Here is a 14,858-nt window from a genome sequence, read left to right as displayed (position 1 = left end):
TTGTTTTCTATAACGACTGCTTACGGTTGGCTTAACCGCGATAATAGCGGGGCTTAACAAAGGGCATAGGCGTTACGGTCATCGGTAGTTGTTTGCCGCGCACATCCGCAAACACGTTGCTTGCTGGCGCTTCCCAATCGCGGCTGACATACCCTATAGCGACAGGATACCCAACGCTTGGCCCAAACGTGCCTGACGTTACGACTCCAACTTCGTTACCTGACGCATCCCGCAACACAGCACCTTCTCGAATAGGCGCCCTACCTTCTGCCAGCAACCCTACACGCTTGCGTAAATGATCCCTGGCATCGATTTGATGAAGAATGACATCCGCCCCAGGAAAACCTGCCGAACGCTCCCCCCCATGACGACGGGGCTTACCAATCGCCCAAATCAATCCGGCTTCCACTGGCGTTGTAGTGGCATCCATATCATGCCCATAAAGACATAGCCCGACCTCCAGACGCAACGAATCGCGAGCGCCTAGCCCAATCGCCTCAACTTCCGGCTCCGCCAACAAGCGCTTGGCAAACGCTTCACAGGCATCGGCTGCTACGGAAATTTCAAACCCATCTTCGCCGGTATAGCCACTGCGGCTCACCCATACCTCATGCCCATCAATGGTAAAACGTTGATGCTGCATGAACACCAGTTCACATGCCGCTGGGCAAAGGCGCTGCATAACTGCATGTGCCTGAGGGCCTTGCAGGGCAAGCAAGCCGCGGTCTAACAACTCAATTTTGTGGGTGGCGCCCAAATTTTCCCGCAAATGCGCCAAATCCTGGTCTTTACAAGCAGCATTAACCACCAGATAGAAGTGGTCGCCACCATTAACGACCATTAAGTCATCAATAATTCCACCTTCAGTATTGGTAAACAGACCATAGCGCTGCTCACCTTTTGGGAGCCCCACTAAATCCGCAGGAATCAGTGTTTCCAGCGCCTTGGCGGTATCTTCCCCCGATACAAGAATCTGCCCCATGTGAGAAACGTCAAAGAGGCCACACTGTTGCCGGGTATGCTCATGCTCTTTTTTTACCCCCAGTGGATACTGCACCGGCATATCATATCCAGCAAAGGGCACCATTTTTGCCCCGAGTTCAAGGTGCAGTGCGTGAAGTGGCGTATGCTTTAGATCGGTCATGATAGTTCCTTGGTAAAAACGAACAACGGGGAGCTATTGTCATAGCTCCCCGATGCGATTACTGCTTAAGCGGCCAATATCGCTTACTTGTCATGGTCGAGTTCTTCACCGGCTAACACTTCCTTGCCCGCAAAGTAGTCTTTGGTCAGCTTGAAAACCACCGGGGAAAGCAGCGCCAGCGCAATCAGGTTGGGAATGGCCATCATGGCATTGAAGGTGTCGGCCATGAGCCAGATAAAGCCGAGCTGCGCAATAGCACCCAGTGGAATGGCTAATACGAACAGAACGCGATAGAGCATGATAGAGCGCGTTCCAAACAGGAACTGGAAACATTTTTCGCCATAAAACGACCAGCCTAGAATAGTCGTGAAGGCAAAGATAGCCAGCGCGATAGCCACAATGGGGTTACCGAATCCAGGCAGTGCCTGATCAAAGGAGAGCGCGGTAAGCGATGCGCCTTCTTCACCCGTTTGCCATACCGTAGAGGTCAGGATCACCAGTGCCGTAATAGTACAAACGATAATGGTATCAATGAAGGTGCCCAGCATGGCAATAAGCCCTTGGCGAACCGGGTTTTTAGTTCTGGCCGCGGCATGAGCAATAGGCGCACTACCTAAACCTGCCTCATTGGAGAAAATACCCCGCGCCACACCGAAGCGAATAGCGGCCATCACAGCGGCACCCGCAAAACCACCTGCCGCCGCCATGGGGTTAAAGGCGTAGTAGAAGATCAGACTAAAGGCCTCGCCGATTTGCCCTGCGTTAACAATCAGCACCAGCACACCGGCAATCACATAGGCAATCCCCATGATCGGTACGAGCTTCCCAGCGACTTTCGCAATCCGCTTGATGCCACCTAGAATGACCGCGCCGGCCAATACCATGATGATGACACCGGTAAGCCAATGCGGTACGCCAAAGGTGACGTCCATCGCATCAGCGACCGAGTTAGACTGCACCGTATTACCAATACCAAAGGCTGCGACAGCACCAAAAAACGAGAACAGACCGCCAAGCCAAAGCCACTTTTTACCCAGCCCGTTTTTAATATAAAACATGGGACCACCTACGTGGTGGCCGGTATTATCTGTTTCACGATAGCGTACAGCCAATACCGCTTCGGCAAATTTTGTTGCCATTCCCACCAGCGCTGTAATCCACATCCAAAACACAGCACCTGGGCCACCTAATGCAATTGCGGTGGCCACACCGGCAATATTGCCGGTACCGATGGTGGCTGAAAGCGCCGTCATCAGGGCATTAAAGGGAGAAATTTCGCCGTCTTCATCGGACTTGTCGACGCCAGCCTTAGCGACGGCGTCCTTGTGGGCAGGTTTAGGCTCACGCCCCTGCCAAAGTAGCTTGAACCCCATGCCCAACTTTCTGATGGGCATTAATTTTAAACCAATTTGTAGGTAGATCCCCACACCCAGTAGCAAAATCAACATCAATGGCCCCCATACGACGCCATTGATCGCCCCAAAAAGGCTATTTAACGTTTCCACACGCTTCTCCTTACCCTATTCGTTCAATTTTTATAGATGTTTGGCCGTCAGAAAACGGGCATTCACGATTATTTTGTTTAGCTAATATAGCGATGTCATGGGAACGCCCCATCTTTAATAGCATGATAGAGGCAATTATTAACATGCTCAGGTGAACCACCTGTATGTTTTACACCATTATCCCTGTTCGCTTCTATGCTTAGGCCCTTCTAAATAGTAAATGCCTTCGTACCTCCCCGCCCGATAGGCACGCTGGGTCATAAAATCTCCCTTGCTGAGCATTTTTTAGCTCACAGGAAACTTGTTTCCGATCAGAAACACGTTAACATGCTTAAAAATTCGTTTATTGGCTGGCACACTGGTAGTCGCCAAGACTTCCGACAAGCGCTAGTATTAGCCTGTCCAGTCAATTGTTTCATAAAGGGAATCATCATGAGCAACCTTCCTTCAAATCTGCGTTACGCGAAAAGCCATGAATGGGTACTTGATCATCAAGACGGCACCGTCAGCGTAGGGATTAGTGACCACGCCCAAGAAGCGCTTGGCGATGTGGTATTTGTTGAACTACCCGAAGTAGGTCAAACGCTTACCCAGGGCAAAGAGTTCGGCGTTATTGAATCAGTAAAGGCGGCTTCCGACCTCTACGCCCCGGTAAGCGGGGAAGTTATCGAAATTAATGACGCGCTTGAAGACTCACCCGAAACGGTGAACGACGCACCCTATGAAGGCGGCTGGCTGATGAAGGTACGCCTGACCGACCAGAACCTGGACGGTTTACTGGATGCTGATGCTTATCAGGCCACATTAAGCACTGACGATTAATACCGCAAAGCCTGCCCTTTACGGCAGGCTTTGTATTTTATGCCTCTACCACGCTTCTCTTTCTCGCTCGGAATCTTCCCATGTCATTTGAAACACGCCGCTTGTCCGAACTGGCCGACCACGATGCTTTTATCAAACGTCATAACGGCCCGAATGCCGACGACGTAGATACCATGTTAAACGTGCTCAATATCAAGCGCATGGAAGATCTGATTGAGCAAACCATACCCAGCGACATTCGCCTTGGCCGTGAACTGAACCTGGATGATCCACGTAGTGAGGCTGAAGCGCTTGAGTACTTAGGCCAGCTGGCTCGCCAGAACCGTGTTGCTAAAAGCTATATTGGCCAGGGCTATTACGGCACGCATATGCCAGCGGTTATTCAACGTAATGTGCTCGAAAACCCGGGTTGGTACACCGCTTATACGCCCTATCAGCCAGAAATTTCTCAAGGCCGGTTGGAAGGATTATTAAACTTTCAGCAGGTTATTATGGACCTGACCGGAATGGAGCTTGCCAATGCTTCATTACTGGATGAGGCCACGGCAGCCGCAGAAGCCATGGCGCTATGTAAGCGGAGTAATAAAAAGAGCAAATCCAACGCTTTCTTTATTGCCGACGATATTTTTCCGCAAACCCTTGATGTCGTAAAAAACCGCGCTGATTTTTTTGGTTTTGAAATCATTACAGGGCCTGCCGATACGCTTGCCGACCATGATGTGTTTGGCGCGTTGCTTCAGTACCCTTCCGCCAGCGGCGAAGTACGTGACTTGGCACCTCTGTTAAAGGCGGCCACTGCCCATAATATCATGACCTGTGTAGCCTCTGACTTGCTGAGTCTGGTGCTTCTCAAGGAACCCGGCGCGTTAGGTGCGGATATCGTGATTGGCAATTCGCAGCGTTTTGGGGTGCCGATGGGCTTTGGTGGCCCACATGCGGCGTTCTTTGCCACCTCAGATAAGCTTAAGCGCTCTATTCCCGGGCGTATTATCGGTGTATCCAAAGATAGCCGAGGCAACACCGCCCTGCGGATGGCCATGCAGACGCGCGAGCAGCATATCCGTCGCGAAAAGGCCACCTCCAACATCTGCACGGCGCAGGCTCTTTTAGCCAATATCGCAGGGTTCTACGCGACCTACCATGGTGCTGAAGGGCTGCGTAAAATTGCTGGGCGTGTCCATCGGCTCACCACGTTGCTTGCTCAAGGCTTGCAGCAATCTGGCGTTGCGCTGGTGCATAACAGCTGGTTTGATACGCTGCGCTTAACTCAGGTAGATGCAGGTAAAATTCATGGTCGTGCCATGACGCACGATGTCAATCTCCACTACTTCGCCAATGGCGATGTAGGCATCAGCCTGGATGAAACAACCACCGCACACGATGTTGCCACCCTATTTGATGTGCTGCTGGGCAATGAACACGGGCTTTCTGTCGCAGCGCTGGATGAGCAGGTAATTGCCAGCGCCACCACGGGCATCCCCGCCGCCTGCCAGCGGGAAAGTGGTTTTCTGAGCCACCCCACCTTTAACCGATACCGCAGCGAAACAGAAATGCTGCGTTATCTAAAACGCCTGGAGAATAAGGACTTGTCGCTTGCCCATGCGATGATCCCTTTAGGCTCTTGCACCATGAAACTTAACGCTACCAGCGAAATGATCCCTATTTCCTGGCCTGCGTTTGCAGACTTGCACCCGTTTGCGCCGCGCGACCAGGTCGCTGGCTATCATCAGATGATTGATGAACTGGCCGCGTTTCTGGTAGAAATCACCGGTTACGATCATATTTCCATGCAACCTAACTCGGGCGCGCAGGGTGAGTACGCGGGCCTGCTGGCCATTCGCCGTTACCAGGCTGCGCAAGGCGAAGCACACCGTAATGTGTGCCTGATCCCAAGCTCTGCCCATGGTACCAACCCGGCAACAGCGGCCATGGTGGGCATGGAGGTGGTCGTTGTAGAGTGTGATCAGAACGGCAATATCGATATAAATGACCTAATGGACAAAGCCGCCCAGCATAGCGACAAGCTCTCGGCGATCATGATTACTTACCCGTCGACCCATGGTGTTTTCGAATCTCATGTGCGCAAGGTCTGTGACGTGGTGCATCAGCACGGTGCCCAGGTGTATGTCGATGGCGCCAATATGAATGCTCAAGTGGGGCTCACGCGCCCTGGAGACTTCGGGGGCGACGTATCGCACCTTAACCTACATAAGACCTTCTGCATTCCCCACGGCGGCGGCGGCCCGGGTATGGGGCCTATAGGCGTAAAAGCTCACCTGGCGCCTTATGTCTCCAACCACGTGGTGACACCTATCAATGGCGTTAACCCAGAGAGCGGTGCCGTCTCAGCGGCAGCGTTTGGCAGCGCATCCATCCTGCCTATCTCGTGGGCCTATATTAAAATGATGGGCGCCCGGGGGCTTCGCGAGGCAACACAGTTAGCCATTTTGAACGCTAACTACACCGCCAAGCGCCTGGAGGAGTCCTACTCCATTCTCTATCGGGGAACTAACGGCATGGTTGCCCACGAATGCATTATTGATATTCGCCCATTAAAGGCAGCGTCAGGTATCAGCGAGGAAGATATTGCCAAGCGGTTGATGGACTATGGCTTCCATGCGCCCACCATGTCATTTCCGGTGCCAGGCACACTGATGATAGAGCCGACCGAGTCCGAGTCGCTCTATGAAATTGACCGATTCTGCGATGCCATGATTGCCATCCGCGAAGAGATCAAGCGTGTTGAAAGTGGCGAGTGGGCGCTGGATAACAACCCGTTGGTTAACGCCCCCCACACGCAGGCCGACATTATGGACAGCCAATGGGAGCGGCCTTATGACCGCCAACTGGGCGCTTTTCCCACTGAGGCGGTCACTGCAGCCAAATACTGGCCAACCGTTAATCGGGTGGATAATGTGTTTGGGGATCGTCAGCTTATTTGTTCTTGCCCGGGTATTGATGAATACCGGAAGTAAAACACGCTAGACGCCTAATACGTAAGCCAACGCTTCAGCAAGTGAACGCCTTTGAGCCCTTATTCGGGTACCAGAGGCGTTCTTTCCTGGATGCGTTGCTTACAAAAACCATCCAACAGTTTTTCATAGCGTTTAGGTAGTACGGAGTCACGCCGACGTAGCAGATAGAGCTCTTCATTCACCGCAATGGGTAAGGTTAACGCTTTCACCTGACGTTGCCACGGTGACGTTTCCAATACCAATAAAGAAACCACTGTAAACCCAAGCCCGCGAGCAACCGCATCCAGCACCATACCGACTTCGTTGGTAAACCCCTGGTAGCGAAAATGTGTCATTGAGCGAAACTCACCTGGATAATTCGCTCTCAACAGTGAATACGCGTGGTTAATGCCATCGTAGTAGTTAAGAAAGCCGATGCCCATTAAATCAGACAGCGTACTCCCGGCAAAATCAGCGGGCACCACTAGGCACAGCGGCTCTTTATGCCATAGCGTGCAGGTAAGGTCAGGATGGTTGAGCGCGTCCGTCACGATACCTATATCGTAGCGCCCTTCCAGCAAGTCATTCACAATTTCATGGTTAAACGCAAAGCTATAATTAACGGTTAAATTAGGATGCATTTGCTGCTGACCTAACATAAACGGATACAGCATGAGGCCAACACTTCCAGGCGACGCAATACGGCACTCACCACTGTCCAGGGAGTCATCATCCAAGCCATGACGAAATTGTTCATGCTCAGCAAAGAGTTTTAACGCATAATCGTAAGCACGGCGACCCGATTCCGTTAAGGTAAAACTTCGCCCTTTACGCTCAATTAGCGTTTTATCAAGATAGTTTTCCAATTTACGTACATGCTGACTAACCCCAGGCTGGGTCATTTCCAGGCGATGTGCCGTACGTGTAAAACTACCGGTCTCAACTAACGTAATAAATGTCCGAAAATACTGGGCATTAAACATAATAAAACGCCATTTTCTATAGCCACCGTGTGCGCGTATTTTGCGCATAGAGTAGCACAGTTGGGCTTGTCACTGGTTGCGCTGTACCCACCGCTTTAGCGTGCTAGTATGCAATGAGTTAAAAAAATGACCAGGAATCGACGCACTAATGACATCAATTATCCAGCCTCGTGCCACTATCTCTAGCATTATCTCTCCCGAAGGAAGCCTTGAAGTGCTTTCACAGCATGAGGTTAATCGGCTACAAAGCACCTCACAAAACGGCTTACATGATTTACTGCGCCGCTGTGCACTGGCTGTCTTGAATTGCGGAAGGCCCACCGATGACAGTGTGGCTATTCTTGAAGCGTATAAAGATTTTGATATTGAGGTGTTACAACAGGATAGAGGAATTCGCTTAAAGCTGACCAATGCGCCAGCGGAAGCCTTTGTCGATGGCCAGATGATACGCGGCATTCGTGAGCACCTCTCCTCCATTATTCGCGATATTGTTTACGTATATAACGAGATTCAGAACCACAACCGCTTTGACCTTAATACAGCGGAAGGAACCACCAACGCAGTTTTTCATATTTTGCGTAAAGCCGGCACATTAAAGCCTGGGCGTGACCCAAGCCTGGTAGTTTGCTGGGGCGGCCACTCCATTTCACGTGATGAGTACGAGTACTCAAAAGATGTTGGCTACCATCTTGGGCTGCGTGATCTAGACATTTGTACCGGCTGTGGGCCTGGCGCCATGAAAGGGCCGATGAAAGGTGCAAATGTTGCTCATGCCAAACAGCGGCGTCAGGATAGCCGTTACCTGGGGATTTCCGAGCCAGGCATTATTGCTGCAGAAGCCCCCAATCCCATTGTTAATGAACTCGTCGTCATGCCTGACATTGAAAAGCGTTTGGAAGCGTTTGTACGTCTAGGCCATGGCATTATCGTCTTCCCTGGCGGGGTCGGTACGGCTGAAGAGATTTTGTATCTACTCGGCATACTGCTGCATCCAAATAACAGTGAAACCCCCTTCCCTCTCATTTTCACAGGGCCTGCGGACTCAGCCGCGTATTTCCAAAAAATAGACGAATTTCTGGTCTATACCCTGGGCGAAGAAATTCGTCGCTACTACACTATCATTACCGGTGACCCGGTGGCGGTCGCCCGTAAGATGCGTACCGGGATTGATACCATTAAAGAGTTCCGGCGCAATCAGCAGGATGCCTTTTACTATAATTGGCGTCTCACCATTGCACGAGATTTTCAAGCGACCTTCGAACCTACCCACGAAGCCATGCGTGAGCTCGCTCTGCATCGCCAGCAGCCCAAGCATGAACTTGCCGCCAATCTTCGTCGTGCCTTTTCTGGGATTGTGGCTGGAAATGTTAAGGAACAAGGCATTAAAGCCATTAAAGCCCACGGTCCCTTTGTGCTAACCGCAGAACCTGCTCTGATGCAGCACCTGGATGAGTTACTGACCTCATTTGTTGCCCAAGGGCGCATGAAACTTGATGGCCAGCCCTACACGCCGTGTTATGTTTTAAAATAACCGCAGCCCCAAGGCGCTATTTGCAGCACAATTACCAGTACCTGCAGCCGAGAAATCGGCTGCTTCACTTGCTCCCGGAAGAAAACCTTGCTCATCGCCCTACTGACGCTGTTAGCTGCTGGCATTATTAAAGGTGCTATTGGTTCGGGTGTGCCGGTGTTGGTTGTGCCGGTATTTACCATGCTTTATGACGTTAAGCTCGCGATTGCCGTACTGGTTGTTCCCAACCTGCTTAGCAACCTGCTTCAGGTATGGCAATACCGGCGCCACCTACTGCCCATCCGGTTTCTGGCTGCTTTTTCGATAGCGGGCGCGCTAGGTATTATTCTGGGCACTTGGGGGTTAGTGGTTCTCTCGCCAAAGCTGCTTTCGTTAGGCGTTGCGGGCGCGATTGTCTTGTATCTAATCATCAAACTAACAAGGCGGCGCTTGGTACTTTCCTACGCACTGGCTTCACGATTCGTCATCCCGGCTGGCTTACTGGGCGGTATATTGCAAGGCGCTGCGGGCATGTCCGCTCCCGCTTCAATTACATTTTTGAATGCGATGAAGCTCGAAAGGCCTGTGTTTATTGGCTCAATTTCCGTCTTTTTTGTGGCGATTACCTGCGTGCAAATTCCCGCGCTCTTAAAGGCTGACATACTGACAATGCAGCGTTCGCTTTATAGCGTCATTGCGCTAGGCATCATTTTGACGGCCATGCCGCTGGGTGCCTACCTGGGGAATCGAATGCCACACCGTTGGTTTGATAATTTAATCATGCTGCTGCTTACGGGTATCGCCATTAAAATTATTATTGATACGCTACTCTAAGCTTGATGCCCTAACTTGATGCCCTAAGATTAAGATCCTAAAGCAAAAAACAAGAAACAATCTACACTCTAGTCTGTCTTACCTTTATCAAGGCCGATATTGACCAAGGAAAGGAGCTAGCCATGCAGATGATTAGTCAACTACACGACGGAAAGACAAAAGCCTTTGCAAAACACTGCTTTGAAAGTAGCTCAACTGAAAAGCTCCGTGCAGCAGCCGAAGGTAAGGCTGATTCGGCTGAAATGAAGCACTGGGGAATAACGGAAGGCCAATGGGAAGAAGCTGTCGCGGCAGCCTTGGCCGATCATGAGGCTGGCGAGTAACCTGCTCATTACCTGCTCGTTTACTAGGCTTTCCCTAAAAGCCGCTCACGCCATTTGTCGGCGGCTTTTCTATAGCTAAATTAACAAACATTAAAGCCACCTTTAACGCAGCCATTGTGTGATCACAAGCAAACTAAAACGTTCTAACGGAGTCCTAAAAAATAGCATGAAATAACGACGGCTGATGGAGAAATACCATGTCCATAATGATTGACGATATACTGATGTTGCCAAAAACGGATTTTAATGACGCATTAACTGTCGGCGACGAGCGAGAGCATTTTGGCCTAATTGATAAACGTGATGAATATAAACAGGTGTCGAGAGACGTTCTTATCAAGGTAGTCGCCATTCATGATGACAATTATGAAGTTAAAGTCATTGACATATTAACACCGTAATACTGGAGTGGCACTGGCAGGGCATATTATTAAGCTCGCCAGTGCCCTTTCTGGCTTTTTTCACTTACTCTTCCACCGATACCCTTCGAAGATCTTCAAGACGCACATTTTCCGGCAGCTCAGACGCCTTTGCAGGCAACCATACCGGCGACAAATCGCTATCCTCACGTCCATCCTTATGAGTACAGCCGGGTATGCGATAAACCACCCGGCCATGATGGTCATCCCACGCAAAAATACGGTCCATACGGCTCTCCTTGAAATGGATAACGCTCAGCAGTGTGCCGATGCCAAGAGTGTGCAGTTGAGTAACTAGCAACCCCCGCTCTTTCCTTGGCAAAATCTCTTGGTAGGAAAAGTGACATGTTCGTGTCACCAACCTGTGCAGCCTTCTCACATTTACTTCTTTTTTCGTTCTAATGCGTCCTTGATAGACAAAATCTTTAGCGAGCCACACATAACGCGCTATTGTGGCAAGCAATTTTCCCAAGATAGAAAACAATCGGTTTTGCCGAAAGCATTTGCTAAGCTAACATTAAGAATTAATCTATATTACCAATAATTAAATGCTTTAAAACACACTGGGGGACGAACCAGCATGGCCAAAGGAATCAAGATTTATAATAAACCGGCTGGCGGGTGGGGAGCACTCAAAGCTGTCGCCGAAGCAGTGCGTGAAGAAATGGGGATAAGTACCCATACGCGCGCATTATTGCAAATGAATCAGCCCGATGGCTTTGACTGCCCAGGCTGTGCATGGCCGGACCCCGAACACACATCATCGTTTGAATTTTGCGAAAATGGCGCCAAGGCCGTCACCTGGGAGGCGACATCCAAACGCGTCACGTCAGAATTCTTTGACACACACACCGTTTCAGAGCTTTGGGAATGGTCGGATCACCAGCTGGAAAACCAAGGGCGTTTGACGCAGCCTGTACGTTTTGATGCCCAAACTGATCGTTTCGTTCCAGTAAGCTGGGAAGAAGCATTTAGCCGGGCTGCAGACGCTCTGAATAATCTCGACGATCCTACGCAAGCGGAGTTCTATACCTCAGGACGGGCATCCAACGAAGCTGCCTTTCTTTATCAGCTTTTTGCACGTGAATTCGGCTCGAATAATTTTCCCGACTGTTCCAACATGTGTCATGAGCCTACCAGTGTCGGGCTACCAAAATCGATTGGCATCGGCAAAGGGACAGTGACGCTTAATGATTTTGAGCAGGCTGATGCCGTTTTTTGTATAGGGCATAACCCTGGAACCAACCACCCACGTATGCTCAGAACGCTGGCGGATGTCTCGAAGCGCGGAAAGCCGGTGGTGGTTATTAACCCGTTACGTGAACGAGGCCTGGAGCGGTTTCAGGACCCACAATCGCCCGGTGAAATGCTCACTGATAGCGCAACAGGTATTGATCGTGCTTATTTTCAGGTGAAGGTCGGCGGCGACGTAGCCGTGTTCAAAGGCATTATGAAATCGCTGTTTGATGCTGATACGAAAAACATGAACGCAGGTGGGAGCGGCCTGCTTGATCGCTCTTTTATTGCCGAACACACGGTTGGCTTTGAGGCATTGAAGTCGGATATTGAAAATACAGACTGGGACACCATTATTCGCCGTTCGGGCCTACCGCGTGAACAAATTGAAGCGCTTACAGACATCTATGCATCTGCCGAGAACGTTATCTTCTGCTATGGCATGGGTATCACCCAGCACCGGCATGGGACAGAAGCCATCCAGCAAATGGTCAACCTGCTTCTACTACGTGGAAATATGGGACGCCCCGGTGCTGGAATTTGCCCATTGCGGGGCCACTCCAATGTTCAAGGTGATAGAACAGTCGGCATCACAGAGATTCCAAACGAGGCATTTCTGTCGCGGCTAGATAAGGCATTCGGTATTAAAAGCCCTCGTGCCCATGGTCATAATGCCGTCAACGCACTGGCTGCGATGCGTGATGGACGATCAAAGACATTCATCGGTTTGGGCGGTAACTTTGCCGTCGCCATGAGCGATCCCCAAATCGCCTACGATGCCTTCCGCGGCCTTGATCTCAACATCCAGATTGTCACAAAACTCAACAGAACCTGCCTGCTGACAGCACATGAAACCATCATCCTACCGTGCTTAGGCCGAACCGAGCATGATATCCAGGAAACGGGCCCACAAAGCATCACTGTCGAAGACTCAATGTCGATGGTCCATGCATCAAGGGGCGGCCTAAAGCCCGCATCAGATGAACTGCGCTCAGAGCCCGCCATTATTGCAGGCCTCGCCATGGCAACACTGCCCGAAACGGCCGTCGACTGGAAGGCACTGATTGCCGACTACAACCAAATCCGTGACAAGATTGAGGCTGTTTTTCCGGATTTCTTTGACTTCAATGAGCGTATTCAAAAACCAGGCGGCTTTCGTCTGAGAGTTGGTGCAAGTCAGCGAGAATGGGATACGCCTGACGGCAAAGCGCATTTCCTTGTCATGTCCGGTACAGACGAGGATGACGGACGCGATGATACAGCACTCACGCTGACCACCATACGTAGCCATGATCAATACAATACAACAATATACGGCTTGAATGACCGTTATCGAGGCGTCCACGGCAGGCGTGATGTACTGTTCGCAAACCGTGATGATCTAGCAGACCTGGGGCTCGAAGAAGGTGATGTCGTCGACGTACGGTCAGGAGATCGAATTTTGGCAGGGCTGACACTGGTTGATTATTCGATTTCGCGTGGCTCATTGGCAACGTATTTCCCGGAAGCCAACTGCCTTGTTGGTCTGGATGACAAGGACCACGAAAGCGAGGTCCCTGCTTATAAATCCATTCCCGTCACCATCACAAAAGCAGAGGTTTCACTCTGATCACATGCGCTGTGAGGCGGAACCTCTCAGATGGGACTACTGAATCAAACGGAAATGTGATTTTTTAAGCTCACTACTTCAGGCATAAGCAAGGTGCTGGGCACCCAACGGGGAGACAGAGCATGTCTCCCTGAACTATCCAAACTGAGATACTCAATGATGGACGATCCTGTCGAAAATCTAGACAGACCGGGAAATCGTAATGCCCAGATACGCTATGTCACACTTGCCGGAATAACGGGAATATTAACAGGCACGGTCGGCTCGTTTTTCCACCTTTTGATCGACCGCCTCCAGGTTTGGCCACATCTGTTGGCTGAGCATATTAGCGGTACTGTGCTCATTATCTCGGCTGCACTAATCACGATGTGCATTACGGTTCTTTCCGCCTATTTCGTGAACCGCTATGCCCCTGAGGCGCGTGGTAGTGGCGTGCAAGAAATTGAAGGTGCCATGCTGGGCTTAAGAACCGTCCACTGGCGCCGAGTGCTTCCTATCAAGTTCTTCACGGGTGTGGCGGCCATTGCTTCTGGCATGGTCCTTGGACGTGAAGGCCCCACCATTCATATCGGTGCTTCGTTTTCCGCGGCGATCACCGATTTTTTTAAGGTAAGCGAAACTGAGCGGCGCGGCATGCTTGGCGCTGGTGCAGCGGCTGGCTTGGCTTGCGCCTTCAATGCTCCCCTTGCTGCTATTCTTTTCATCATTGAAGAGACACACCGTCAGTTTCCTTATACGTTCCGGACGTATATGGGCATTATCGTTGCCGCGCTGCTGGCAACCGTGATGACGCAAGTCATCGGGGGTACAGCGCCCGATTTTTCCATGTTGGTTGCAGCCCCTGAAAATTGGCTGCTGCCAGCGTTTGTGGCGCTAGGCTGCCTTCTCGGCGTTCTCGGTGTTGCATTGAATGCAGGCCTTATGCACATGGCGGTACTCGCATCGAGCATCAATGCACGCATCCCCTACCTCTTTCCCGCGCTTGTCGGCTTTGCAGTTGGGTCGCTGCTTATTCTCATGCCGTTATCCGTGACAGGTGGCGAATATGCTCTGACGTTTATTGCTGAGCACAGCCAAGGATTAATGTTTCTTCTGCTATTGGCGATAATGCGCTATTGCGCGATGGTTACCAGTTATTCAGCCGGCACACCAGGCGGTATCTTCGCGCCTATGCTGGCTTTATCAATGTGCGTTGGCTTGGCTTTTGGTGGCACCCTTGATGCCTTAGCGCCATCAGCCGGCATCGTCCCACTGGCATTCGGTATAGCGGCGATGGGCGGTCTGTTCTCGGCCTCAGTGCGCGCTCCCGTGGTCGGCGTAGCCCTGACCCTTGAGCTGACAGCTTCCTATACAATGGTTATGCCTCTGATAGCCACATGTGTCACTGCCAATATGGTGGCTCAATGGATCGGCGGGCGCCCCATTTATGACCAGCTACTCGAAAAAACATTGGCGCAAGCCGAGATTAACCCGGCAGCCAAAGGGCCCGACAAAACGGGTCTGGCATAAGCTTTTAGGC

The 14,858-nt window shown here is 51.0% G+C and carries 12 protein-coding genes; 8 read left to right on the top strand and 4 right to left on the bottom strand.

Annotated features, from left to right (window positions below):
- Positions 1-31: 31 nt before the first annotated feature.
- Positions 32-1,144 (bottom strand): glycine cleavage system aminomethyltransferase GcvT, encoded by a 1,113-nt coding sequence (gene gcvT, locus INT20_RS02520; RefSeq protein WP_193056386.1) that lies wholly within the window; start codon positions 1,142-1,144, stop codon positions 32-34.
- An 83-nt stretch (positions 1,145-1,227) separates the two neighbouring features.
- Positions 1,228-2,649 carry an alanine/glycine:cation symporter family protein gene (locus INT20_RS02515; protein WP_193053520.1) on the bottom strand — a complete coding sequence of 474 codons (1,422 nt, stop codon included), beginning with the start codon at positions 2,647-2,649 and terminating at the stop codon, positions 1,228-1,230.
- A gap of 432 nt (positions 2,650-3,081) precedes the next feature.
- Between INT20_RS02515 and gcvH the strand changes: the two genes are divergently transcribed.
- Together gcvH and gcvP are read left to right on the top strand one after the other, a co-directional pair.
- On the top strand, positions 3,082-3,471 hold the full coding sequence (gene gcvH / locus INT20_RS02510) for a glycine cleavage system protein GcvH (RefSeq protein WP_172116571.1): 390 nt from the start codon (positions 3,082-3,084) through the stop codon (positions 3,469-3,471).
- Positions 3,472-3,551: 80 nt separating this feature from the next.
- A complete protein-coding gene (gcvP, locus tag INT20_RS02505; protein WP_193053519.1) occupies positions 3,552-6,446 on the top strand; it encodes an aminomethyl-transferring glycine dehydrogenase in 2,895 nt (964 codons plus the stop codon).
- Positions 6,447-6,505: 59 nt separating this feature from the next.
- Here gcvP and INT20_RS02500 read toward each other — a convergent pair whose 3' ends face one another.
- Complete coding sequence (locus tag INT20_RS02500) at positions 6,506-7,408, bottom strand: LysR family transcriptional regulator (RefSeq protein ID WP_193053518.1); 903 nt, start codon at positions 7,406-7,408, stop codon at positions 6,506-6,508.
- Positions 7,409-7,556: 148 nt separating this feature from the next.
- On the opposite strand from INT20_RS02500, the gene ppnN reads away from it, so the two are divergent.
- The 4 genes from ppnN (at position 7,557) to INT20_RS02480 (ending at position 10,476) form a co-directional block, all read left to right on the top strand.
- Positions 7,557-8,939, top strand: coding sequence for a nucleotide 5'-monophosphate nucleosidase PpnN (ppnN, locus tag INT20_RS02495; protein ID WP_216657936.1), 1,383 nt, complete (start codon positions 7,557-7,559; stop codon positions 8,937-8,939).
- An 87-nt stretch (positions 8,940-9,026) separates the two neighbouring features.
- Complete coding sequence (locus INT20_RS02490; RefSeq protein WP_193053517.1) at positions 9,027-9,752, top strand: sulfite exporter TauE/SafE family protein; 726 nt, start codon at positions 9,027-9,029, stop codon at positions 9,750-9,752.
- Positions 9,753-9,874: 122 nt separating this feature from the next.
- Positions 9,875-10,075, top strand: coding sequence for a hypothetical protein (locus INT20_RS02485; RefSeq protein WP_193053516.1), 201 nt, complete (start codon positions 9,875-9,877; stop codon positions 10,073-10,075).
- Between the two features lie 197 nt (positions 10,076-10,272).
- Positions 10,273-10,476, top strand: coding sequence for a hypothetical protein (locus INT20_RS02480; protein ID WP_193053515.1), 204 nt, complete (start codon positions 10,273-10,275; stop codon positions 10,474-10,476).
- Between the two features lie 64 nt (positions 10,477-10,540).
- On the opposite strand, the gene INT20_RS02475 is transcribed toward INT20_RS02480, so the two are convergent.
- On the bottom strand, positions 10,541-10,795 hold the full coding sequence (locus INT20_RS02475; protein WP_226911997.1) for a hypothetical protein: 255 nt from the start codon (positions 10,793-10,795) through the stop codon (positions 10,541-10,543).
- Positions 10,796-11,074: 279 nt separating this feature from the next.
- Here INT20_RS02475 and INT20_RS02470 point away from each other — a divergent pair, with 279 nt between their 5' ends.
- On the top strand, positions 11,075-13,339 hold the full coding sequence (locus tag INT20_RS02470) for an FdhF/YdeP family oxidoreductase (RefSeq protein ID WP_193053514.1): 2,265 nt from the start codon (positions 11,075-11,077) through the stop codon (positions 13,337-13,339).
- Between the two features lie 156 nt (positions 13,340-13,495).
- Positions 13,496-14,848 (top strand): H(+)/Cl(-) exchange transporter ClcA, encoded by a 1,353-nt coding sequence (gene clcA / locus INT20_RS02465; RefSeq protein ID WP_226911996.1) that lies wholly within the window; start codon positions 13,496-13,498, stop codon positions 14,846-14,848.
- Positions 14,849-14,858: the final 10 nt, after the last annotated feature.

The organism is Halomonas citrativorans (assembly GCF_014898005.1).
In the GTDB taxonomy this organism is placed as follows: Bacteria; Pseudomonadota; Gammaproteobacteria; order Pseudomonadales; family Halomonadaceae; genus Vreelandella; species Vreelandella citrativorans.
This window is presented reverse-complemented; position numbering and strand designations above follow the sequence as displayed.

What these genes read in the sequence shown, in the direction of transcription:
- gcvT (WP_193056386.1), bottom strand. Translation starts at nt 1,144, where the DNA reads ATGACCGATCTAAAGCATACGCCACTTCACGCACTGCACCTTGAACTC.
- gcvH (WP_172116571.1), top strand. Translation starts at nt 3,082, where the DNA reads ATGAGCAACCTTCCTTCAAATCTGCGTTACGCGAAAAGCCATGAATGG.
- gcvP (WP_193053519.1), top strand. Translation starts at nt 3,552, where the DNA reads ATGTCATTTGAAACACGCCGCTTGTCCGAACTGGCCGACCACGATGCT.
- INT20_RS02500 (WP_193053518.1), bottom strand. Translation starts at nt 7,408, where the DNA reads ATGTTTAATGCCCAGTATTTTCGGACATTTATTACGTTAGTTGAGACC.
- ppnN (WP_216657936.1), top strand. Translation starts at nt 7,557, where the DNA reads ATGACATCAATTATCCAGCCTCGTGCCACTATCTCTAGCATTATCTCT.
- INT20_RS02485 (WP_193053516.1), top strand. Translation starts at nt 9,875, where the DNA reads ATGCAGATGATTAGTCAACTACACGACGGAAAGACAAAAGCCTTTGCA.
- INT20_RS02480 (WP_193053515.1), top strand. Translation starts at nt 10,273, where the DNA reads ATGTCCATAATGATTGACGATATACTGATGTTGCCAAAAACGGATTTT.
- INT20_RS02470 (WP_193053514.1), top strand. Translation starts at nt 11,075, where the DNA reads ATGGCCAAAGGAATCAAGATTTATAATAAACCGGCTGGCGGGTGGGGA.
- clcA (WP_226911996.1), top strand. Translation starts at nt 13,496, where the DNA reads ATGATGGACGATCCTGTCGAAAATCTAGACAGACCGGGAAATCGTAAT.